Below are 21,663 nucleotides of genomic sequence, written 5' to 3' on the forward strand. Positions count from 1 at the left end.
GTCAGCGCCCGCGCGCAAAGGCGCCGGGCGCGCAGCCGACATGCCGGCGAAAGGCCGTGCTGAAGGCGCTGGCGGAGTCATAGCCGATCTCCGTGGCAAGGCGATCGAGCGATGTCCGGCCGCGACTGAGCGCGTCCCGGGCGAGGGCCATGCGCCAGCGCGCGAGATATTCGATCGGAGCGCAGCCAAGGGTCGCCGCGAAGCGCGCGGCAAAGGCCGAGCGCGACATGCCGGCGCGCCTGGCGAGCGTGGCCACGGTCCAGCCGGTGCGGACATCGGCGTGGATCGCGCGCAGGCTTTCGGCGAGCGCCGCGTCGCGCATGCCGGCGAGCAGCCCGGCCGGCAGCGCCTGGCCGCCGATGCCGCGCCAGCGCAGGCATTCGACCAGCATGACCTCGAGCAGCCGCTCCAGGATCATGTCGCGGCCGGGCCGGTCGATCGCGGTCTCCTCCACGATCAGGTCGATGATGCGGGAGAGGCGGCCGGTATCGCCATCGGCCGCGCGGATATGGATCATCTCCGGCAGCAGCGCGATCAGCAGGGGCGCGTTGACCGGATCGATCCGGAACGCCCCGCCGAGCATCTCGACGTCAGGCTCCCCCTCCTGCTCACCATGCCGCACCGGGCGATCGGACGGATCGCGCTCGACACAGGCCGCGCCGGGGTAGCTGGACAACGTGAAGGCGGGCGTGGCGGGGAGCAGCACGAAATCGCCCTGTTCGAGCAGCACCGGCGGCGCTCCGTCGAGCGCGAGCCAGCATTGTCCCGCAAGGACGATGGCGAATCCCGGTTCGCCATAGGCGGCATAGCGAACGCCCCATTCCCCCCGCCCGCTAATCGGCTTGGACAAGGCGGCATGCGGCCGGAGCAGGGTGATGACGTCGCTGAGCGGATCCATCTGGACGATCCATAATGAATTGCGGATGATCGATTATAGAACGTCCTGCCCTTCTGTCTATGATGCCGGCAACAGACAGGAGCATCGACATGACCAGCACCATCCTCATCACCGGCACGTCCTCCGGCTATGGCAAGGCGATCGCCGAACATTTCCTCGCGCGCGGCTGGAACGTGATCGCGACGATGCGGCGCCCCGATCCGGGTGTGTTCGCCCCGTCGGACCGGCTGAAGATCGTGGCGCTCGACGTCACCGATACGGCCAGCATCGACCGCGCGATCGCCGAGGGCGTCGCGGCGTTCGGGGCGATCGACGTGCTGGTGAACAATGCCGGGATCGGCCTGGCCTCGATCGTCGAGGCGACGCCGGATTCAGTGGTGCGGGAGGTGTTCGAGACGAACTGTTTCGGCGTGTTCGCGACCTGCCGCGCGATCATCCCGCAGATGCGCAGGCAGGGCGGCGGCGCGATCGTCAACCTGACGTCGAGCACGACGATCGGCGTCATGCCGTTGGTCGCCCTCTATGCGGCGAGCAAATGCGCGGTCGAAGGCTTCACCGAATCGCTGGCCTATGAGCTGGACGGGTTCAACATCAGGGCGCGACTGGTCGAGCCGGGCTATGCGCCGACGACCAACTTCACCGCCAATGGCGGCCCGCGCATGGCGGGCCTGATCCCCGAGGATTATATGCCGTTCGCTCAGGCCAGTTTCGCGAAGATGGCCGATTATCCGACCGCCTATTGCACCGAAACCGAGGTGGCGGAGGCGTGCTTCGCGGCCGCGACCGAGAAGGGCGACAGGATCCGCTATCCGGCCGGGGCCGACAGCCGCATGCTCGCCCAACTGCGCTGGCCGACCGAGGACGCCTATCTGGCGCGGATGCGGGAGATGTTCGCACCGCGGCCGGTCACCTAATCAACCCCCAGCCGCGATCCCGAATTGCGCGAGATAGCAGGCGAGCGCGCCCTGCTCCCCGCGCGCGATAATCGCGCCGACATAGCCGTCCGGGCGGACGAGGAGCATGTCGCCGGTATCGAGGCCGCACAGGGCGCGGAACCGGTCGCCGTCGTCAAGCATATCGCCGTCCCCGCCGATCGCGCGACACTGCAGGTCCGGGCGCGCCGCCGGAAGATCCCGCGCGGCGCCGAAGAGCAGCAACGTCATGTGCGGACCGCGCAGCAGATCGAACAGCCGCACGGGCTGGCCGCCGGCACCGCGGAGCGGCGCGTCCGGCATGCGATCGCCCGCCAGTAGCCCGCCGGATCGCGCCGGCATTTCCAGCGACAGCGAGGATTCGGGATAGCCGAGATCGAGCTGATGCACTTCCCGCCCGCGCCGCATGTCGCCACGTTTCGCCTTTTCGAGCAGGTCGGTGGACAGGCCGAGCACCTCGGCCGCGATCGGACGGCGTTCCTCCTCATAGCTGTCGAGCAGCGCATCGGGCGCACCGGCGCACACCGCGCCCAGCTTCCACCCGAGATTATAGGCGTCCTGCACGCTGGTGTTGAGCCCCTGCCCGCCGGTCGGCGGATGGATATGGGCGGCATCGCCGATCAGGAACACGCGGTCGATACGGTAGCGATCGGCCAGACGGGCATTCATGCTATAGGCCGACGCCCAGGCGACCGACCGCACCGTCAGGCCCCGCCCGCCGATCCGGTCATCGATGAAGCGCTGCAATCCTTCGACCGAAAGGTCCGGCTCTCCCTCCGGATCGATCGGTGCCTGGAGCTGGAACAGATCGGTCTGCGGCAAGGGGCAAAGCCCGATCTGCCGCGCCATGTCGCCCTCGTTGAAACGGTGCCACACGTCACGGTCCAGCCCGTCCAGTTCGATATCGGCGACCACCGCGCGCACCCCGAGCGTCTTGCCGGGGAAGCCGATGCCAAGCGCGTGACGCACCGCGCTGCGCCCGCCATCGGCGCCGACCAGGTAATGGCAGCGCAGGCTCTCCAGCCCATCGGGTCCGGCGATGCGCACGGTAACGCCGCCGGCACCCTGATCGAAGCCTTCCAGGGTCCGGCCATAAAGGGGACGGTGGCCCAGCTCGGCCAGCCGGTCGCGCATCGCCGCCTCGGTCCTGAACTGCGGGACCATCAGCGCCGCGCGATAGGGTTCCTCGGCGGTCGGCGAATCGATCGCCGCTTCCTGCCTCTCCTCCACACCGCCATCGTCCCCATATTCGCGCTGCAACGGGTACAGCCCGCCGGTCGCGAAGAGCCGGTCGATGATCCCGAGATCCTCGAACACTTCCTGCGTCCTGGGCTGGATGCCCTTGCCCCGCGACCCGGCAAAGGGCTGGTCGAGACGATCGATCAGCCGAAACGACACGCCGCGCCGCGCAAGATCGATCGCCAGAGTCAGGCCGGCCGCGCCGGCACCGCAGATCAGGACGTCAACATCGCTTCGGTCTTCCATCGATGCCTCCTATGTGTATAATGCACATATCTCTCGCGGAGGCGCTGCGTGTCAACAAATAAAGTGCATAATACACATATTTCTCGATCGCTGCCCGCGCTGCATCGATCCCTGATCGATATCGTCACCCTGATGGTGCAGCCGGAGCGCGATGCCGCGATGCTGGAAGCGGCGGGGCTGACACTGGAGCGGGCGCTGTTTCCGTTGCTGGTGCTGATCGAGCGGCTCGGCCCGATCGGCGTCGTCGATCTCGCCGGCCGGGTGGGGCGGGACTATACGACGGTCAGCCGCCAGGTCGCGCGGCTGGAGGACCATGGTCTCGTCACGCGCCATGCCGGCAAGGCCGACAAACGCGTGCGCGAAGCGGCGATCACGCCCGCCGGCAAGACCGCGACCGACGCCGTCGACGCGGCGCGCGAGCGGATGGCGCTGACCTTGTTCCAGGACTGGAGCGCGGAGGAATTCGATGAGCTGGTCCGGCTGATGCGCAAGCTGGCGGACGGGATGAACGAGGCGGGGCCGCAGTTCGATCAGGGCTGATCCGCCCCCTCATCCTCCTTCTTCTTTTCCCGGGTGAACGTAATTCGGATGCGCACCCAGGAGCCGATCAGCGACTTGCCGCCGAGGCGCGGCGGGCGGACAAGGAACTGCCACGAGGCAAGGCGCATTGCGCGAGCCAAGCCCGATCCGACCGGATATTCGCCGAGCGAGCGGCAATTGTCGACATGGTAGGCGGCGATCGTTTTGCAGGCGATCTCCGCCCAGCTGCCGCGCGTGGCCGCGCCCTCGGGGACATAGGTGGAGAGCTCGGCATGGGTGGGCTCGCGATACCATTCGACGTCATAGAGACGCTCGCCGCCCGGCCCCTCACCCGGACCATAGGCCGAGCCGCTGTCCTTGCCGGCACCGGTGTCGCCCGCGCCCGGCGCGTCGTTGCCGCGGGTGGTGGGAATCTTGGAGATGTCGGCGGCGTGGAACAGGTCGCCTTCGTTCAGCCAGGGATTGACGGGAGTCGGCTCGGGCGCGGCCGGCGGCGTCGGTGATGGGGGGGCGGGCGACGCACCGCCGGCCGCTTGTTTCTTGCGCGAGACGGCGCGCGGGCTCGGATTCTTCTTCGCCTCCTGATTCGCGTCCGGCGCCAGGCTGAAGGTCTTCTCCTTTTCCTTGGGAATCGGCGGCGGCAGGTGCGGCGAGAGCGTGAGCAGGCCGATCACGACCAGGATCTCGAGCGCAAGCGCAAGCAGGAAGGAAGTCGCGCGGCTGCGGGTCGAAGCGCGACGCCGGTCCGGCAATTCGTGGTCGGGCGCCGAACGCATTGGCGGCACGCCTAGACGGCGCGCGGCTACGCCGCAACGACCGGACGGCGAGATGACATTCTTTTAATCGGCCCTTTAATCGACGCGCCGGCGCGCGCGCGACCTCCGAAACTCAGAACAGGCCGGGGACCTCGCGCTGCGGTGTGCTCGGCCGATCGGGTGTCAACAGCTCGCGGGGAGCCGCGAGCGTGTCCCGCGCCGCCTGGGCGCGCTGGTCGCTCGCCGCGCTGGTGGAGCCAGACGCGATCGCCGAGCAGGACCGCCCGGCGAGGAAGTCCAGCGCCGAGCGCGTGGACGATTCGAGCGGGTCGCCGAGCTGGTGCGTGATATCGTCGTCCGCGCGGCAGCTCGCCTCCATGAAGGGGGCGAGGCCGTCGAAATAGGCGCCCTGACGCGCGGCGTTCTGAGTCGCGAAGGCGATCACGCGCAGCCGATCGTCACAGGCGGCGCGGTCGAGCGCGATCTGCCCGACCGGCTTGCCATAGGTATTGGTGCCGATCAGCGCCGAGCGGTTGTGAAGATAGGGCGTAAAGGCGTTGATCACGAGCTCGCTGGCCGATGCGGTGCCGCCGGTGCCGATAAAGGCGAGCCGGGTCGGCGAGGCCGATTGCGGCTGGGGCGAGAAAGTGCGGGTCGAGTTCTCCGACGATTTCTCGGGACGCAAGGTGACATAGTCGAACACGTCCGCGGTCGAGCGGTTGCCGCCGAGGAGATCGCCCATCAGCTCGGCGATCGAGACCAGCCCGCCGCCATTGTAGCGCAGATCGACGATGATCTCCGTGATGCCCTGGGCACGGAAATCGGCAAAGGCGGCGCGCAGCGCCGGGTCCGCGGTGTTGATGAAAGTGCGCAAATTGACATAGCCGACCTTGCGCCCGCCATCATTGATCACCTTCGCGCCGTAGCGCGATGAGACCGGCGTCAGCTCGAAATCGGCCTTGGCGACGGTCACGTCGCGCGTGCCACTCGCATTGTTGATGCGCAGGAGCCTGGTCGTGCCGACGGTGTCGGGCCCCAGCGCAGCGGTCACGCCGGCAGTGCCCTCCGCCGCGATGATCGCGTTGACCGTGCGGAGATTGGCCGATGTGGTCCCGATCGCGAGGATCTCGGTGCCGCGGTCGATGCCGGCGGCGAGCGCGGGCGCGCCTTCGAAGGATTCGATCGCGAAGATGCGGCGGGCCGCGGTATCGGCGCCGAGGCGGAAACCGAAGCCGGCGCTCGCGCCCGAATTATAATAGGCGTTCTCCTCCGCGATCGAGGTGAGATAGGTGAAGAAGCGATCGCGCCGCTGGCTGCGCGCGGTGGCGGTCAGCGCGTCGATATAGGCCTCGACCGTGGTGTAGGGTGCCGGATCGAGGCTCGCGGGCAGCGTTTCCGGGAAAAGATACCATTCGCGCAGCTGCGCGCCCGCCCAGTCCTGCCGCTCGCGGAGCGAGCATCCGGCCGCGGTTGGGGTCGGTGTCGAGCTGGGCGTGGGCGTTGGCGTCGTGCCGCCCCCTCCCGCGCCGCCGCCATTCGCGAGCGAACCGCCGCCGCCACCGCCGCAGCCGGACACCAGAGCCGCGATCGCCAACATGGCTCCGAACGGACGACGCTTCATCAGACTTCCCCTCTGCTTCCAGACGTTTAGCCCGGCGAAATGCTTATGTCAGGAGGGTATTACCTATTGATTGCCGGCCGCCCAGATATTGTCGGGCGTATAGCTGTCGTCGATCGAATAATGTTTGTTGGAGCAATAGCGTTTACACCCGGCCGAACTCGTCACGGCGATGCGCGTGACATGACCGGTCTTGTCGCGATCGAACCCGAAATCGACCGTGCAGGCGCCGCCGCCGACCCAGCGCGCCTGGACGAGCGGCGCCTTGTCGGAGAAGGTCGCGATCTGTTCCGCGCCCGCGAGCGCGCAAAGCGATTCGGCCTTGTCGCCTTCCAGGTCGCGCTTGATCGTGAAGCTGAACTGCATCGGCCCTTCGTGCGCGATGTGGAGATAGGCGACATCGGCCGTCTTGTAGCTGGCTGACCATTCCTCCTCCCTGAAGCCTTCGAGGAAGGCGCGTTGCTGCGTATAATCGCGCTCCACATCGGCGGCGCGGCAGGTCTTCGCGCAGCGGGTCCGCAGGATCTGCTGCCAGTTGCGCTGCTGCGCGCGGAACGCGACCTTGTCGAACACGATGGCGAGCTTGTCGCGATATGCCTCGGCGACCAGGCTATCGAGCAGGGCGAGCTGCTCATTGGCGCAGATCGTCTTTTCGAGCGGGTGCGTGGCCTTGGCGCAGCTGAAGCTGGGTTGCTGCTGGGGTGCGGCGACGCCGAACAGGGCAGCGATCAGCAGGGGGATTACGTCGATCATCAAGGCCTCCCGGGTTGGCCGTGCAATGTTCTACCCCCCGATTATGTCATGTGCGCAACGGGCGGGGAAGGAGCGTTCTCTCCCCTCCCACTTCTGGGAGGGGTCGGGGGAGGGCCTGTCATAGGCACTCAATCTGCGGACAGGCCCTCCCCTAACCCCTCCCGCAAAGCGGGAGGGGGATAAGATCAGATCCCGTCCGGCACCACCACCCTGCCCTCGGCCTCGAGCCGGGCGGTGAGATCCGCCACGCAGGCATCGACCACCGCCTGGTCGGTCGAGCGGACCACGAAATTGGCGCCGGTGCGCCCCTCGCGGAAAAAGGGATAGCTGCCGATCGCGACGCCGGCATAAGCGCGTTCGACCTCGCCGAGCAGGACCGCGACTTCGCTCTCGGCGACCCAGCAGCCGATCGTGCGGGAGATCACCGGCAGCCCGCCCTCCAGGGTGCCGGTCAGGGCATCGAGCATGCCCGCGGTGATGTGCGGCACGCCCGCCATCACGAAGATGGTGCCGATGCGGATGCCCGGCGCGCCGGACATGCGGTTCTCGATCAGGTCCGCGCCTTCGGGCACGCGGGCCATGCGCTTGCGGGCCTCGGTGAGGCCGCCGCGCGTTTCATAGTACCGTTCGAGCACGGCCACTGCCTTGGGGTGGAAGGTGACGGGCACGCCCAGCGCCTCGGCGATGGCATCGACGGTGATGTCGTCATGAGTCGGGCCGATGCCGCCAGTGGTGAAGAGATAGTCGTTGCGGGCGCGCAGGACGTTGACCGCCTCGACGATCGCCGCCGTCACGTCCGGCACCACGCGGACCTCGGCGAGGCGAATGCCCTGCACGTTGAGCCAGGCCGCGACCTGCGCGACATTCTTGTCCTGGGTGCGGCCCGAGAGGATCTCGTCACCGATCACCACCAATGCTGCTGTCCAGATCCTCTCGCTCATAACGTGCGCATAGACTGGTAACCCCGCCCTCGCAAAGTGCGCCGTTGCACGCTATATCTCCGGAATGACCGAATATGTAACCGTTACCCCGGATGCGCCCGCCGGCCGCACCGGCGCGATCAAGCTCCATGGACGCGAGGCGTTCGATGGCATGCACCGGGCCGGCCGCCTCGCCGCCGAGACGCTCGACATGGTCGTGCCGCACATGGTGCCCGGCGTCGCCACCGCGGATATCGACGACATGATCCGCCAGTTCATCGCCGATCGCGGCGGCGTGCCCGCCACGCTCGGCTATCGCGGCTATACCCATTCCAGCTGCATCTCGATCAACCATGTCGTGTGCCACGGCATCCCGAGCGAGAAGACGCTGAAGGCGGGCGACATCGTCAATGTCGACGTGACGCCGATCCTTGACGGGTGGCACGGCGATTCGAGCCGGATGTATCTGATCGGCGACGTGCCGATCAAGGCGAAGCGGCTGGTCGACGTGACCTATGAATGCCTGATGCTCGGCATCGAGCAGGCCAGGCCCGGCAATCATCTTGGCGACGTCGCGAATGCGATCCAGGTCCATGCCGAGAAGCATCGCTACGGCGTGGTGCGGGATTTCTGCGGGCATGGCCTCGGCCAGCTGTTCCACGACGCGCCCGAAGTGGTGCATGTCGGCCGCCCCGGCACCGGGCCCGAGCTGAAGCCGGGCATGATCTTCACGATCGAACCCATGATCAATATCGGCCGTCCGGACGTGAAGCTGCTCGACGACGGCTGGACCGCGGTGACGCGCGACCGCTCGCTCTCGGCGCAGTTCGAGCATTCGATCGGCATCACCGAGGATGGCTGCGAGATCTTCACGACCAGCCCCAAGGGCCTGCACCAGCCACCTTACGCCTGAAGCCCGCGCCGGGCGAGTTCCTCGGCGACTCGGGTTTCGAAACGGATCGCCTCCTCCTCCGCCTTTTCGCGCCGGTGTTTTTCCAGGCGGACCTGGGCCTTCTCCAGCGCTTCGACCAGGTTGAAGTCCTCCGGCGCTTCCTTGACTGCGCCCCATCGTTTCGGTCTGCGGCTGGCGAGCCATTGCCGGGCGGCACCGACATCCGCCGGAACATGGACGCGGATCGGCACGATCACCGGCTCCTTCGAGCCACTCGGGTGGAAGATTTTCTTATCGTCATAATCATAACCGCAGGCACGCTCGTACAGGGCGCGCTCGACGCGGTCGTCGGCCAGTTCCTTGCCGGTCCGGAGCGCCTCGGCGAAGTCGTCATGCTCGGCACGCCAGCGATAGAAGGTGCGCACGCAGACGCCGAGGATATCGGCGATCTCGCGGTCGGTTGCGCCGTTGCGGCAGAGTTTCCGCGCCTGCTCGGCGAAATCGGGACGATAGGGGCTGGGGCGACCTCGGGACATGACGCCGGTTTAGCGGGGTGCGGGGGATGGTTGAATCAAGCTTTCGGGTGCCAGAATTCAATGCGCGCGTGTGACAAAAGTCAGCGCAATTGTCGCGCCGAAATTGGCGATTCACAAAGGAACCGCGCGACAAATTGGCAGGCGGCGCCGGCGAATTTTGTCATGCCGTCGGCGGTCGCAGAGCAGAGAGGCATAAAATCACTCTGACCCCTTTTACTCACAGTGTCATCGAAATCGGGCGCCATCTGACTTCACCATTATGGCGGCATCGGCTGATTTACTGGCGAAAATCGTATAAAAAGAATGCGGGGAGATACGCCATGCTCAATTACGTCATGTCGCACCTTGATAACATCAAGGACGCCGGCAATATTGTGTCTGTCGTGTTGTCGATCGCCGGAACGGCAATAGCCTCGTCAGCACGGCGGCAGATACGGAACGAACTTTTCGTAGCGGCCCGTGAGAGACTCTTGCTGTCGATGGCAGAGAACGATGCGAAAATGCAAATTTCGAAAATAAAAGCAGAAGGCCTGTCGAAAATCCTGAGCTCGCGATTAACCGGCACAGAACCCGATATAGAAGAAATATACCACACCCTCGAGAAAATTGAGAGCGAAAATAGTACAATATCTTTACGACAATATACTACTGAAAGCCTGAGAGACCTTAGACCTACAACAGCAAACCTTATTCTCATGCGTGAAATTGGGATATCAGAAGCAGCTTTGACCAAGAATATCTCGGTCATCGATGCATATGTGGATCAAAACGCCATGATCGTGGAACTGCTGCCCAGTCGAGCGACTTCGCTTCCCTGACCAACACCAATGCGGGCACGTTGCCGCCCGCTACGCAGTCGGTTTTGCCGCGAAATGCCGCCGGATCGTCCAGGCCAGCAATAGCCATGCCGCGACGAGAAGTCCGCTCGCCAGCACGAACGGCGCGCCGGGGAAATAGACGCCCTTCGCATCGGCGAAATGGCCGAACACCGAGGTCATCACCAGCGGTCCGATGATCGCGGTCAGGCCGACCGTGCTGGCGACCGCACCCTGCAGCTCGCCCTGCGCATCCTCCTCGATCCGGCTGCTCATCATGCCTTGCATCGCGGGAAAGGCGATGCCGGTCAGGGCACCGATGACAATCGCGAGATAGATCATCCAGCCCGAGCCGGCGACGGCGAGCAGGAGATAGCTGGGCAGGCCGAAAGCGAGGCTGAAAAGGGCGCTGCGCCGCTCGCCGAAGCGCGCGATGGCGTGGCCGGTGACGAGCCCCTGCGCGATCGCGATGGTGATGCCGAAGGTCGCGATCGACAGGCCGATATCGAGCGGCGACCAGTTCAGCCGCGCGATCAGGAAATAGCCCCAGGTCGAGAGCTGCGATTGCGCGGCGAGCTGCATCAGGAAGATCGTCGCGAGGATGCCCAGCACGAAGGGATAGCGCGCCATGCGGATCAGCGTGCCGAACGGATTGGCGCGGGCGAGAGTGAAGGGGCGGCGCCGGTCGGCCGGCAACGTCTCGGTGAAGATGAAGAAACCGATCACTGCGCCGGACAGCGCCAGCACGCTCGCCGCGACGAACGGCAGGCGCAGGCCGATGGTGCCGAGCAACCCGCCGATCGCCGGGCCGAGCACGAAGCCCGAGGCCCCTGCCCCACCGAGCAGGCCGAACAGGCGGCCACGCTGTTCCGGCGGATAGATGTCGGCGATGCAGCTGTTCGCCGCCGCCCAGGTCGCGCCCATCACGCCCGAGATCAGCCGCCCGGCGAACAGCCAGGCGAGGGTCGGCGCCCAGGCCATCATCGCATAGTCCATGCCAAGCGCGACCAGGGTGCCGAGCAGCACAGGCCGGCGCCCGAACCGGTCGCTGAGCCCGCCGATCACCGGCGCGAACAGGAACTGCATCGCGGCATAGGCGAACAGCAGCTCGCCGCCGATCAGCGCCGCATGCGCGACATCGGCATGGCCGAGGCTCTCGACCAGCGACGGCAGGATCGGGATGATCAGCCCGATACCCGCCATGTCGATAAAGACGATGAACGCGATCAGCGGCAGCCGATTGTCGCTTCTGGAAATGGCCACCGATTCCCCCTCGCGCCGCCCCCGGCGCGCCGCCCTTATGCAGATTTCCGCGCGAAAGCCCATGCTCCGGATTCCCCAACCCCGAGGATCGATTATCGGCCTCGTCCGTTATCTCAGGGAGAATGCTACGCCACGGCTGGGAGAGAGGGTGCACATCACGAAGCCTGGACACATGAGGGACACGCTGCGGCTGTTCGCCGGTGCGGTATGGCTGACCGTTGCCACCACGCTTCTCTGCGCTCTTCTGCCGATCGGGCTGCCGCAAACCAGCGCGGTCGGATCCGCGTTCAACCCGTCGACCACCATCGTTGCACTGCGCAGCGTGGAGCCTTCTTCCCGGCTGACTCAGGCCGATGCGGTGCGGCCGAGGGACAGGGATATTCCCGCCGCCGATGCGCTGGTGATTCCGGCCGCCATCGCCTCTGTCGGTATCGTACCGAAACCGACGATCGCCCTTGATGGCGCGGTCGATCAATCGCCGTCGGTCTTTGCACCAAGCGGCGCCGCATACCCTCGGGGTCCGCCCTCCCGCGCCTAGGCGACCCGTGACGACATGGGCCGCCACCCGGTTCGTCGCGGCACTGACCAGCGCACGACGCTGCATGCCGCATCGGAAGGAAGCGCCCGGTGGAGCGGCCTCATCCGCCCCCTTGCGCTTTTCGACAAGGAATGAGTGATGACCCGACAAACCAAGCGGCCGCCCTGGTGGTTCGCCGCCGCCCTGTGGGCGGGAATTGCGGCAAGCGCGGCGATGATCGCCGCGGTCGCGAGCACCGCCCAATGACTCGACCGCCGGCGGGCGCTTCGTCCGCCGGCACCGGCCCGCCCGGCGCGTGCCGTTACCACCCCGTCAAGGAGACCCGATGCACCATACGCCCCTGATCGCCACCATCGTCGCCGCGCTGTTCACCGCCTTCGTCACCGGATCGATCGCGCACCGGCTGAAGGTGTCGCCGATCGCCGGATATCTGCTGGCCGGCGTCATCGTCGGGCCATTCACTCCCGGCTTCGTCGCTGATGGAGACCTGGCCAACGAGCTCGCCGAGATCGGCGTCATCCTGCTGATGTTCGGCGTCGGGCTGCATTTCTCGCTGCGCGACCTGCTGTCCGTCCGCAACATCGCGGTGCCGGGGGCGATCGTCCAGATCGCGGTGGCGACGCTGCTGGGCATCGGGCTGGCGCTGCTGCTCGGCTGGGGCCTGTTCGCCGGCTTCGTGTTCGGGCTGGCGCTGTCGGTGGCGAGCACCGTGGTGCTGCTGCGCGCGCTGCAATCGCGCAAGCTGGTCGAGACCGAGCGCGGCCGGATCGCGGTCGGCTGGCTGATCGTGGAGGACCTTGCCATGGTCCTGGCGCTGGTGCTGCTGCCGCCGCTCGCCAAGGTGATCAACGGCGCCGATGGCGGGGGCGCGTCGACGCTGATCGTGCCGATGCTGATCACCTTCGCCAAGGTCGCCGGGTTCATCGCGCTGATGCTGGTGGTCGGGCGCCGGATCATTCCCGCGGCGCTGCACTGGGTGGTGCATACCGGGTCGCGCGAGCTGTTCCGGCTCGCGGTGCTGGCGATCGCGCTCGGCGTCGCTTTCGGCGCAGCCTATGTGTTTGACGTATCCTTCGCGCTCGGCGCCTTCTTCGCCGGCATGATCCTGGGCGAGACTCAGCTCAGCCGTCAGGCGGCGGAGGAGACCCTGCCGCTGCGCGACGCGTTCGCGGTGCTGTTCTTCGTGTCGGTCGGCATGTTGTTCGATCCGTCGGTGGTGGTGCGGCAGCCGCTGCCGCTGCTTGCCACCGTGGGCATCATCGTGTTCGGCAAATCGATCGCGGCATATGCCATCGTCCGCGTCTTCGGCCATTCCAACCGGACCGCGCTGACGGTGGCGGCAAGCCTTGCACAGATCGGCGAATTCTCCTTCATTCTCGCCAGCCTCGGCACCAGCCTGCAGATCCTGCCCAAGGCAGCGAACGACCTGATCCTGGCGGGCGCGATCATCTCGATCTTCCTCAATCCGTTCATCTTTTCGCTGGTCGCCTCCCGGCTGCGCAAGGCCGAGGGCGAGCGCGACGACGCGCCGCAGCCCGCGCCGCGCAAGGGTCATGTCGTCCTGATCGGCTATGGCCGGGTCGGCCGGCTGATCGCCCGCGACCTGGCGCTGCGCGGGCGCGACACCATCGTGGTCGAGGACCAGGACGTGGCGGCGAAACGCGCCGAAGCCGATGGGGCGGTCGTCGTGCGCGGCAATGCCGTCGATGCCGAAACGCTGATGGCGGCGGGGATCGACAGTGCCGACAAACTGCTGATCGCGATTCCGGAAGGGTTCGAAGCGGGCGCGATCGTCGAGCGCGCGCGCACGCTCAATCCGGCGGTGCCGATCATCGCACGCGCGCATTCGGACGCGGAGGTGCAGCATCTGGAAAAGCTGAAGGTCGCGCATGTGGTGATGGGCGAGCGCGAAATCGCTTCACGGATGCTCGAGCTGGCGGGCCGGGCCGCCGCCGGGCAGGGCGTGCCGATACCCTCGGCGGCGTGACGGAGGAGGCAATGATCCTGACCCTGCCCGATCGCGGTCGAGCGGATTGAGCGGCAATTCGCTCTGCCCCCTTTTTGCACTGGCCTCTTGTCTGCCGACAACGCCGGACACTGCCGCAAAATAGGGCAGCCCCTGCCCGCCTGCACGGGCGTTAGGCATAGGTTGGCGCGCGAATCGCGCGTCGCGTCGCGGCGTTCCGCGCTCGCGCGGCTGGCACGCTTGTTGTAAGGGTTGCCGACAGGCATGGACGCCCGCTCAGTTTTTGGCGGCTCGGACTGGCCAACCACTTACCCCGGGGGCGTACCGACGTGAAGAAGATCGAGGCTATCATCAAGCCGTTCAAGCTGGACGAAGTGAAGGAGGCGCTGCACGAAGTCGGCGTATCCGGCATCACCGTTACCGAAGCCAAGGGTTTCGGGCGCCAGAAGGGGCATACCGAACTGTATCGCGGCGCGGAGTATGTCGTCGATTTCCTGCCCAAGGTGAAGCTCGAGGTCGTGGTCGAGGACGCGCTGGCCGACCGCGTGGTGGAGGCGATCGCCGCCGCCGCGCAAACCGGCCGCATCGGCGACGGCAAGATCTTCGTCATTCCGGTCGAAACCGCGCTCCGCATTCGTACGGGGGAGCGCAACGAAGACGCTATTTGACGCAACGCAGCATTTTGTGACAGCAGGGCCCTCCGGGGCAACATCATGATTCCCGATTCTATCGGGCAAACGACATTTCCAGAAAGGCTAGGGGCATATGGCGAATTCGGCGAACGACGTCCTGAAGATGATCAAGGAACAGGAGATCGAGTGGGTCGATCTGCGATTCACTGATCCCAAGGGCAAGTGGCAGCATCTGACGATGGTGTCGTCCGTCGTCGGCGAAGACGAGCTTACCGACGGCTTCATGTTCGACGGATCGTCGATCGCGGGCTGGAAGGTGATCAACGAGTCCGACATGATCCTGAAGCCGGATCTGGACGCGGTGTGGACCGATCCCTTCTCGGCGACGCCGATGCTGATCCTGGTGTGCGACATCGTCGAGCCTTCGACCGGCGAGCTCTATGCCCGCGACCCGCGCTCGACCGCGAAGCGCTCGGAAGCGTATCTCAAGACCACCGGCATCGGCGACACCATCTATATCGGTCCGGAAGCCGAGTTCTTCATGTTCGACAATGTGCAGTTCGAGACGAGCTACGCGACGAGCTATTACAAGATCGACGATATCGAGCTGCCGACCAACACCGGCCGCGACTATGAGGGCGGCAACCTCGGCCATCGTCCGCGCGCCAAGGGCGGTTATTTCCCCGTCGGCCCGGTCGACAGCGCCGTCGACATCCGCGGCGAGATGGTCTCGACCATGCTCGAAATGGGCCTGCCCTGCGACAAGCATCACCATGAGGTTGCCGCGGCCCAGCATGAGCTCGGCCTGACCTTCGGCACGCTGACGCTGACCGCCGACCGCATGCAGATCTACAAATATGTCTGCCACCAGGTCGCGCAGGCCTATGGCAAGACCGTCACCTTCATGCCGAAGCCGATCAAGGAAGATAACGGCTCGGGCATGCACACCCACCTTTCCATCTGGGAAGGCGGCAAGCCGCTGTTCGCGGGCAATGGCTATGCGGGCCTGAGCGACACCTGCCTGTATTTCATCGGCGGCATCATCAAGCATGCCAAGTCGCTGAACGCCTTCACCAACCCGTCGACCAACAGCTACAAGCGTCTGGTCCCGGGCTATGAAGCGCCGGTGCTGCTCGCTTATTCGGCACGCAACCGCTCGGCATCGTGCCGCATCCCGTACGGCACGGGCGCCAAGGCGAAGCGCGTGGAAGTGCGCTTCCCCGACGCGATGGCCAATCCGTATCTCTGCTACGCGGCGCTGCTGATGGCCGGCCTCGACGGCATCCAGAACCGCATCCACCCGGGCGAGGCGATGGACAAGAACCTGTACGACCTGCCGCCGGCAGAGCTCGCCCAGGTGCCGACCGTCTGCGCGTCGCTGCGCGAGGCGCTGGAGAATCTGGCGGCCGACAACGACTATCTGCTCAAGGGCGGCGTGTTCACCCCCGACCAGATCGAATCATACATCGAGCTGAAGATGGAAGACGTGGCGCGCTGGGAAATGACCCCGAGCCCGGTCGAGTACGACATGTATTATTCCTACTGATCGAATTCGTTTCGAGAGGGAGGGCGTCCGGAGCGATCCGGGCGCCCTTTTTCTATCGGGCGGCAATGTTTGACTTGCCCGGCCTCCCGGCCCATCCTGCCACCATGCAGATCGCTGCGCATCACGACCGCTTTCGCGACCATTCGGGGCAACTCGCCGCACGCGGCTAGCCCGGGTTCCGCTCGGCTTCGCCGCCGGTGCCCGGGTGTCATCTCGCCATAGAAATTTCAGCGCTGCCGAACGGCGGCCCTTCAGCGGATGGACAATCGTGATTCCCCAACCTGCCATATCTGCCTGCGCGGCGCCTGTGCCGTGCCTAATCGACGCGGAATGCCGCCGTCTGGAAATGCTGGCGCTCGAGCGTCGGCATCTCAACCCCCTCGCCTCCTCGCTTCTGCTGGCCGAACTCGAGCGGGCCATTCTCTACCCGGCACGGGAGCTGCCGCCCGGGACCGTGACGATGAACGCCGAGCTGGACTATCTCGACGAGAGCAGCGATGTGCGCCGCACCGTCCGCCTGGTCTATCCCAATGAAGCGGATGTCGAGCGCGGGCGCATCTCCATCCTGACGCCCGTCGCGGCGGGATTGATCGGCCTGCGCGAAGGCGATCGCATCGTCTGGCCCGATCGACAGGGTCGGACACGCACCCTGCGCATCATGAAGGTCGCGCCGCGCGACGCCGAGCTTACCCCATGACTCTGTGGGTGACGCGGGCAGCGCCCGACAATCTCGCGACCGCCCGGCGCCTGAGAGCGATGGGCTATGGGTCGATCGTCGTGCCGGTGCTCCGCACCCGGGCGATCGAGCACGAGCCGGGGACAGGCCGGCCCGACGCGATCATGTTCACCAGCGCGCATGCCGTCCGCCACCACCGCCGGCCAGCGGTGAACGACACCGTCGCCGTCTTCGCTGCGTCGGAAGGAGTCGCCCGCGCCGCCCGTGCGGCCGGCTATGCGAACATCACCTCGACCGGCGACGATGCGGGGATATTGGCCGGGCTGCTCGCGCATGTCCTGCCGCCCGGCGGACGGCTGACCGAATTCTGCGCGCGCCGGACGTCACCGGGGTTCAGCCAACGCCTGTCCGGCAAGGGTTTCCGGGTCGACCATGTACCGGTGTACGACATGGAGCCGGTGGATCCCGCCGAACTCGGCGACACGCCCGTCCCGACCGGTGTCGGCGGAATCCTGGTCCATTCCTGCGGCGGGGCCCTGGCCGTGCGCCAGATCATCGAGCGGACCGGCTGGCGCGGGCCAATCTGGTGCATCTCACCGGCGAGCGCGCTGCTTCTGGACGGCCTGGACGGGATAACGCTGTCCTGGGCCGCCGCGCCGACCGAACGGGACCTGATGGCGCTGGTCGAAAGCGAAGCGCTGCCGACGCGGTGGCCGACGCAATCCACGGCCGGTCGCGTGCTGCTGCGGCCGGTGCCGATCCGGTTCGGCGCGGGGCGGCGGCGAAGGCCTGGACCGGCCAATGATCCATGGCCGGCCGGCGGCCCGCAAGACGATGGGCCACCCCCTGCCGCATGAGCGGGCCACCGCCCGTCCCGGGGAACCGGGCGTCCGGCAAACGGAACGATCCGCCGGTCGGTTCGTCCTTCCCGCGATGACCATCCGCACTGTCCTCGCCGACCGGCGACTCCATCTCGCCGCCGGGGGCGTGATTGCGCTGCTCGTCGTGGCGCTGGTCGTGCTCGCGATGATGCCATGGGGAATGTTCAAATCGACCATCGAGTCGCGGCTGAGCGACAGTTTCGGGCGGAAGGTGACGATCGCCTCGGTCGAGCGGCTCGACGGTTTCTCGCTCTCGCCGACCGTCGCGATCCGGGGGTTGCGCATCCCGCAGGCGAGCTGGGCCGGGACGGGCGACCTGATCAAGGTCGACAGCGCGACGCTGCGCTTCCCGGTATTGCCGCTGCTGATCGGCCAGTTCCGCCCGGGCACGATCGACGTCAACGGCGCGCATCTCGTGCTCGTTCGCGACGCGCAGCGCCGCAAGAGCTGGAGCAAGCCCGACGACCCCGCGCAGGATGGCGGCGGCGGGGATGCGATATCCCCGACCAGCCTGCGGATCGCGAACAGCAGCATCACCTATCGCGATGCCTTTCAGCAACGCACCTTCACCGCGGCGATCGCCGCCGATCCGCAGCGCGGCGTGACCCTGGACGGCACCGGCGTGGTGCGCGGCGAGCCGGTGACGATCGCGGCGCGCGGCCCCGCGGTCGAGGGCGCCGAAGGCAAGCCCTGGCCGTTCCGGGCGACGATCCGCGGTGCCGCGCTCGACATGACGATCATCGGGGCGATGGATGCGCCGCTCGATCCGGGCGCGCTGAGCATGGATGTCACCGCCCGCGCCGACGATCTGAAATTCGTCGACTCGATCGTCGAGGCCGGCCTGTTCGGCACCCGCCCGGTCCGGCTCAAGGCCCATGCCCGGCGCGACGGGGTCATGTGGAAGGTCACCGGCCTGAGCGGACTGATCGGCCAGTCGGACATTGCCGGGCATGTCACCGTGCGCAAGGTCGACGGGCGGACCAAGCTGGACGGCGCGGTCTTCTCCAACCGGCTCGACTTCGACGATTTCGCGTCACGCGCGGGCGCCGCCGAGGCAGCGGCGAAGCGCCAGGCGATCGGGGCGCGGCTGGTGCCCGACACGCGGATCAACATCCGCAAGATCACCCGCACCGACGGCACCATCGCCTTCACCGCCCGGCAGCTGGTCAGCGCCAAGCCCTCGTCGCTGCGGGCGATGCGCGGCACCATCACGATCGACCATCAGCTGATGACCATTGCCCCGTTCGCGCTCGACCTGACTCGCGGCGCCATCACCGGATCGATGCGAGTCGATCAGCGCGGCGGGCGCAGGGAGCCGCTGGTGCGGATCGACCTGACGATGCGCGGCAGCAGCATCGCCACGCTCGCGGGCGGCGGTGGCGAGGTCGACGGGCGCGTCGACGGCCGGGTGAAGCTGACCGGCACCGGCAGCACGATCCGCGAGGTGGTCGGCGCCTCGGACGGCACGATCGGGCTGGTCGCGCGGGACGGCGTGCTGCCGGCGAAGATCGCCTCTTTCCTCGGCCTGGATCTTGGCCGCGGGCTGTTCACCGACAAGGACGCGCGGTCGACCCTGCGCTGCGCGATCGTCCGGCTCTCGGTGCGGCGCGGGGTCGGGACGACCGATCCGTTCCTGATCGACACGACTCGCAGCCAGGCGAACGGCACCGGCACGATCGGCTTCCCGTCCGAGCAGATGGCGATCCGCGTGACCGGCGCGCCCAAGGAGAAAAGCGTGCTGCGCCTGCCCGGATCGCTGACCATCGGCGGGTCGATCAAGGCGCCCGACGTCGGGCTCGCGCCGGGTACCAAGTCGGTCGGCAATATCTTCAAGGCGATCGGCCGGTCGATCGCCGGAACTCAGCGGCCGCGCGCGACGGACGCGGACTGCGCGGGGCTGGCAGCGCGGACGCTGGGGTGATCGCTTCGCGACGAGCGCTCTACCCCCGGACCTTGCCGAAATGCCAGGCAAGATAGGCGCCGATTGCGAGCCAGCCGGCCGCTGCGGCGACCAGACCAGGCAGCAGGCCGGCGTCCGGCAGCCAGAGGATCATCAGCGCCACGCCGGCGAAGAGATTGGCCGAGCCCCACAGCATGTTCACCAGCGGCGGCGAATTGCCGATGCCGCGGGGTGTGGCGAAGGGCGTCGGGAAGGGATCGCCGCTCAGGCCGCTGGCGAGATGGGGAATGGCGTTGCAGAGCAGCGCGCCGGCGAGGAAGAGAAGCGCCAGGGTCATTTCGTCGCCTCGTCAAAGGGATAGGTTTCGATCGCTCCTCGTTTGCTGGTGAGCACCATCACGAGGAACCCGACCATGACGCTTAAAGCCATCGCCCTCAACTGCACGCTCAAGGCCGACGCCTCGAAGGAATCTTCCACTGACGCGATGATCGCGGTGCTGAAGGACGCGTTCGCCAGGGTGGATGTGGAGGTGACCGAGACGATTCGTGTCGCAGCGTTCGACATCAAGCCGGGCGTTACCTCCGATGAAGGCGATGGCGACGAATGGCCGGCGCTGCGCGAAAAGATCCTGGCGCATGACATATTGATCTTCGGCGGGCCGATCTGGATGGGCCAGGTCGGCAGCGTCGGCAAGCGCGTGCTCGAGCGGATGGATGCCTTCCTGAGCGAAACCGATGATCAGGGGCGGATGCCGAGCTACTCGAAGGTCGCGATCGCCGCGATCGTCGGCAATGAGGACGGGGCGCATATGTCGTCCTCGCAGATCTTTCAGTCGCTGAACGATGTGGGTTGGACGATCCCTGCGGTCGCCGCCTGTTACTGGGTTGGCGAGGCGATGGGGGATGTCGACTTCAAGGATCTGGAGAAGACGCCGGACAAAGTGCTGGAGACCGCGAAGATGGTGGCGGGGAATGCGGCGCATCTGGCCGGCTTGCTGAAGGGCGCACCGTATCCCGGATAGTTCAATCCTCCCCGGCACGGGCAGGAATTAAGGGATCAGCACCGTCGCCCCGCGCGTCTCGCCCGCCTCCAGCGCGCGGTGCGCCTCGGCGGCATCTTCCAGGGCGAAGGTCTGGCCGATCTCCGGCACGATCGCGCCGGCCGCCAGCATCTCGAACAGGCGGTCGGTGCCGGCCTGTTTCTCGGCATGGTCGAGATAATAGTCGAACAGGGTCGGACGCGTGACGAACAGCGAGCCTTTGGCCGCCAGCACGCCGAGCGCCACATCGGTGACGGCGCCCCCGGCATTGCCATAGCTGACGATCAGGCCGCGCTTCGCCGCGGCGGCCAGCGAGACCTGCCAGGTCGTCCTGCCGATGCCATCGAGCACCACCGGGACGCCCTTGCCACCGGTCAGCGCGCGGACCTCCTTCGCCACATCGACCTGCTTGTACAGCAGGATATGGTCGGCGCCCGCCGCACGCGCCTGCTCGGCCTTCTCCTCGGTACTGACCGTGCCGATCACCGTCGCCCCGATATACTTGAGCCAGCCGACCAGCAGATGGCCGACACCGCCCGCCGCGGCATGGACCAGCACGGTCTGGCCGGCCTGCACCTTGGCGCAGCGCTCGACCAGGAATTCCGCCGTGCATCCCTTGAGCAGCAGCGCCGCGGCGGTGCGATCGTCGACGCTGTCGGGCAGGATCATCACCTGGTCCGCCGGCAGGTTGCGTTCGGTCGCATAGGCACCCCGCGCCGGGCCGAAGGTGCCGACCCGGTCGCCGACCGCGACTCCGTCGACGCCGGGGCCGACCGCCTCGATCACGCCTGCCGCTTCGCCGCCAAGGCTGGTCGGCAGCTCGGCGGGGTAGAGGCCGCTGCGGAAATAGGTGTCGATATAGTTCAGCCCGACCGCGGTGTTGCGCATGCGGACCTCACCGGGACCGGGATCGGGCAGGTCGATATCGACCCACTGAATCACCTCCGGACCACCGGTCCGCTCGATCCTTGCAACGCGCGCCATGTGTCGGTCTCCTGCTGGGATGAGGTGCACATAATCATCGCGTTTCAGGTTGCAACGTTTCGCGTTGCCAGCCATCTAGACCGCAACACCGTAC

22 protein-coding genes are annotated in these 21,663 nt (G+C 66.7%); 12 read left to right on the forward strand and 10 right to left on the reverse strand.

Annotated elements, in window-relative coordinates:
* Nucleotide 1: 1 nt before the first annotated feature.
* The gene (locus tag ACZ1I2_RS20755; protein WP_465175990.1) at nucleotides 2-898 is read right to left on the reverse strand and encodes an AraC family transcriptional regulator; all 897 of its coding nucleotides are present in this window, start codon (nucleotides 896-898) and stop codon (nucleotides 2-4) included.
* 89 nt (nucleotides 899-987) lie between these two features.
* On the opposite strand from ACZ1I2_RS20755, the gene ACZ1I2_RS20760 reads away from it, so the two are divergent.
* Nucleotides 988-1,812 (forward strand): SDR family oxidoreductase, encoded by an 825-nt coding sequence (locus tag ACZ1I2_RS20760; protein ID WP_465175989.1) that lies wholly within the window; start codon nucleotides 988-990, stop codon nucleotides 1,810-1,812.
* Here ACZ1I2_RS20760 and ACZ1I2_RS20765 read toward each other — a convergent pair whose 3' ends face one another.
* Complete coding sequence (locus ACZ1I2_RS20765; protein WP_465175988.1) at nucleotides 1,813-3,315, reverse strand: FAD-dependent oxidoreductase; 1,503 nt, start codon at nucleotides 3,313-3,315, stop codon at nucleotides 1,813-1,815. It lies immediately after the preceding gene.
* A 132-nt stretch (nucleotides 3,316-3,447) separates the two neighbouring features.
* Between ACZ1I2_RS20765 and ACZ1I2_RS20770 the strand changes: the two genes are divergently transcribed.
* On the forward strand, nucleotides 3,448-3,855 hold the full coding sequence (locus tag ACZ1I2_RS20770; RefSeq protein WP_465181518.1) for a MarR family winged helix-turn-helix transcriptional regulator: 408 nt from the start codon (nucleotides 3,448-3,450) through the stop codon (nucleotides 3,853-3,855).
* Here the strand turns inward: ACZ1I2_RS20770 and ACZ1I2_RS20775 are convergent.
* From ACZ1I2_RS20775 to ACZ1I2_RS20790, 4 genes are all read right to left on the reverse strand, one after another.
* Nucleotides 3,846-4,631, reverse strand: a complete 786-nt coding sequence (locus ACZ1I2_RS20775) for a hypothetical protein (RefSeq protein ID WP_465172282.1) — start codon at nucleotides 4,629-4,631, stop codon at nucleotides 3,846-3,848. The two genes, ACZ1I2_RS20770 and ACZ1I2_RS20775, sit on opposite strands and share 10 nt — an antisense overlap.
* Nucleotides 4,632-4,743: 112 nt before the next feature.
* A complete protein-coding gene (locus ACZ1I2_RS20780; RefSeq protein ID WP_465175986.1) occupies nucleotides 4,744-6,231 on the reverse strand; it encodes a S41 family peptidase in 1,488 nt (495 codons plus the stop codon).
* 63 nt (nucleotides 6,232-6,294) lie between these two features.
* Nucleotides 6,295-6,981, reverse strand: a complete 687-nt coding sequence (locus ACZ1I2_RS20785; protein ID WP_465175985.1) for a lysozyme inhibitor LprI family protein — start codon at nucleotides 6,979-6,981, stop codon at nucleotides 6,295-6,297.
* 185 nt (nucleotides 6,982-7,166) lie between these two features.
* Nucleotides 7,167-7,922 carry a competence/damage-inducible protein A gene (locus tag ACZ1I2_RS20790; protein WP_465175984.1) on the reverse strand — a complete coding sequence of 252 codons (756 nt, stop codon included), beginning with the start codon at nucleotides 7,920-7,922 and terminating at the stop codon, nucleotides 7,167-7,169.
* Between the two features lie 64 nt (nucleotides 7,923-7,986).
* Here ACZ1I2_RS20790 and map point away from each other — a divergent pair, with 64 nt between their 5' ends.
* Nucleotides 7,987-8,814: a type I methionyl aminopeptidase gene (gene map, locus ACZ1I2_RS20795; RefSeq protein WP_465175983.1), complete on the forward strand. Its 828-nt coding sequence runs from the start codon at nucleotides 7,987-7,989 to the stop codon at nucleotides 8,812-8,814.
* Here the strand turns inward: map and ACZ1I2_RS20800 are convergent.
* Complete coding sequence (locus ACZ1I2_RS20800) at nucleotides 8,805-9,329, reverse strand: helix-turn-helix domain-containing protein (protein WP_465175982.1); 525 nt, start codon at nucleotides 9,327-9,329, stop codon at nucleotides 8,805-8,807. The genes map and ACZ1I2_RS20800 overlap by 10 nt on opposite strands.
* A gap of 134 nt (nucleotides 9,330-9,463) precedes the next feature.
* On the opposite strand from ACZ1I2_RS20800, the gene ACZ1I2_RS20805 reads away from it, so the two are divergent.
* Nucleotides 9,464-10,147 carry a hypothetical protein gene (locus tag ACZ1I2_RS20805; RefSeq protein WP_465181519.1) on the forward strand — a complete coding sequence of 228 codons (684 nt, stop codon included), beginning with the start codon at nucleotides 9,464-9,466 and terminating at the stop codon, nucleotides 10,145-10,147.
* A gap of 30 nt (nucleotides 10,148-10,177) precedes the next feature.
* On the opposite strand, the gene ACZ1I2_RS20810 is transcribed toward ACZ1I2_RS20805, so the two are convergent.
* Nucleotides 10,178-11,407, reverse strand: a complete 1,230-nt coding sequence (locus tag ACZ1I2_RS20810) for a TCR/Tet family MFS transporter (RefSeq protein ID WP_465172274.1) — start codon at nucleotides 11,405-11,407, stop codon at nucleotides 10,178-10,180.
* Nucleotides 11,408-11,555: 148 nt separating this feature from the next.
* On the opposite strand from ACZ1I2_RS20810, the gene ACZ1I2_RS20815 reads away from it, so the two are divergent.
* From ACZ1I2_RS20815 to ACZ1I2_RS20845, 7 genes are all read left to right on the forward strand, one after another.
* A complete protein-coding gene (locus ACZ1I2_RS20815; protein ID WP_465181520.1) occupies nucleotides 11,556-11,945 on the forward strand; it encodes a hypothetical protein in 390 nt (129 codons plus the stop codon).
* A gap of 325 nt (nucleotides 11,946-12,270) precedes the next feature.
* Entirely contained in the window at nucleotides 12,271-13,932 is a 1,662-nt protein-coding gene (gene ybaL / locus ACZ1I2_RS20820; protein WP_465172272.1) for a YbaL family putative K(+) efflux transporter, read from the forward strand.
* A gap of 308 nt (nucleotides 13,933-14,240) precedes the next feature.
* Nucleotides 14,241-14,579, forward strand: coding sequence for a P-II family nitrogen regulator (locus ACZ1I2_RS20825; protein WP_332718811.1), 339 nt, complete (start codon nucleotides 14,241-14,243; stop codon nucleotides 14,577-14,579).
* Nucleotides 14,580-14,676: 97 nt separating this feature from the next.
* The gene (gene glnA / locus ACZ1I2_RS20830) at nucleotides 14,677-16,089 is read left to right on the forward strand and encodes a type I glutamate--ammonia ligase (protein ID WP_465172271.1); all 1,413 of its coding nucleotides are present in this window, start codon (nucleotides 14,677-14,679) and stop codon (nucleotides 16,087-16,089) included.
* A gap of 346 nt (nucleotides 16,090-16,435) precedes the next feature.
* Nucleotides 16,436-16,786 (forward strand): GreA/GreB family elongation factor, encoded by a 351-nt coding sequence (locus ACZ1I2_RS20835; protein WP_465172270.1) that lies wholly within the window; start codon nucleotides 16,436-16,438, stop codon nucleotides 16,784-16,786.
* On the forward strand, nucleotides 16,783-17,622 hold the full coding sequence (locus ACZ1I2_RS20840; protein WP_465175979.1) for a uroporphyrinogen-III synthase: 840 nt from the start codon (nucleotides 16,783-16,785) through the stop codon (nucleotides 17,620-17,622). Before ACZ1I2_RS20835 ends, ACZ1I2_RS20840 begins: the two co-directional genes overlap by 4 nt.
* A gap of 76 nt (nucleotides 17,623-17,698) precedes the next feature.
* The gene (locus ACZ1I2_RS20845) at nucleotides 17,699-19,567 is read left to right on the forward strand and encodes an AsmA family protein (protein WP_465175978.1); all 1,869 of its coding nucleotides are present in this window, start codon (nucleotides 17,699-17,701) and stop codon (nucleotides 19,565-19,567) included.
* A gap of 19 nt (nucleotides 19,568-19,586) precedes the next feature.
* Here ACZ1I2_RS20845 and ACZ1I2_RS20850 read toward each other — a convergent pair whose 3' ends face one another.
* Nucleotides 19,587-19,883, reverse strand: a complete 297-nt coding sequence (locus ACZ1I2_RS20850) for a hypothetical protein (RefSeq protein ID WP_465172267.1) — start codon at nucleotides 19,881-19,883, stop codon at nucleotides 19,587-19,589.
* Between the two features lie 75 nt (nucleotides 19,884-19,958).
* Here ACZ1I2_RS20850 and ACZ1I2_RS20855 point away from each other — a divergent pair, with 75 nt between their 5' ends.
* Nucleotides 19,959-20,567 carry a flavodoxin family protein gene (locus tag ACZ1I2_RS20855; RefSeq protein WP_465172266.1) on the forward strand — a complete coding sequence of 203 codons (609 nt, stop codon included), beginning with the start codon at nucleotides 19,959-19,961 and terminating at the stop codon, nucleotides 20,565-20,567.
* Between the two features lie 27 nt (nucleotides 20,568-20,594).
* Here the strand turns inward: ACZ1I2_RS20855 and ACZ1I2_RS20860 are convergent, their stop codons facing one another.
* The gene (locus ACZ1I2_RS20860; RefSeq protein ID WP_465175977.1) at nucleotides 20,595-21,569 is read right to left on the reverse strand and encodes a quinone oxidoreductase family protein; all 975 of its coding nucleotides are present in this window, start codon (nucleotides 21,567-21,569) and stop codon (nucleotides 20,595-20,597) included.
* Between the last annotated feature and the right edge of the window lie 94 nt (nucleotides 21,570-21,663).

It is taken from the genome of Sphingomonas sp. BL-S-29 (assembly GCF_055521495.1).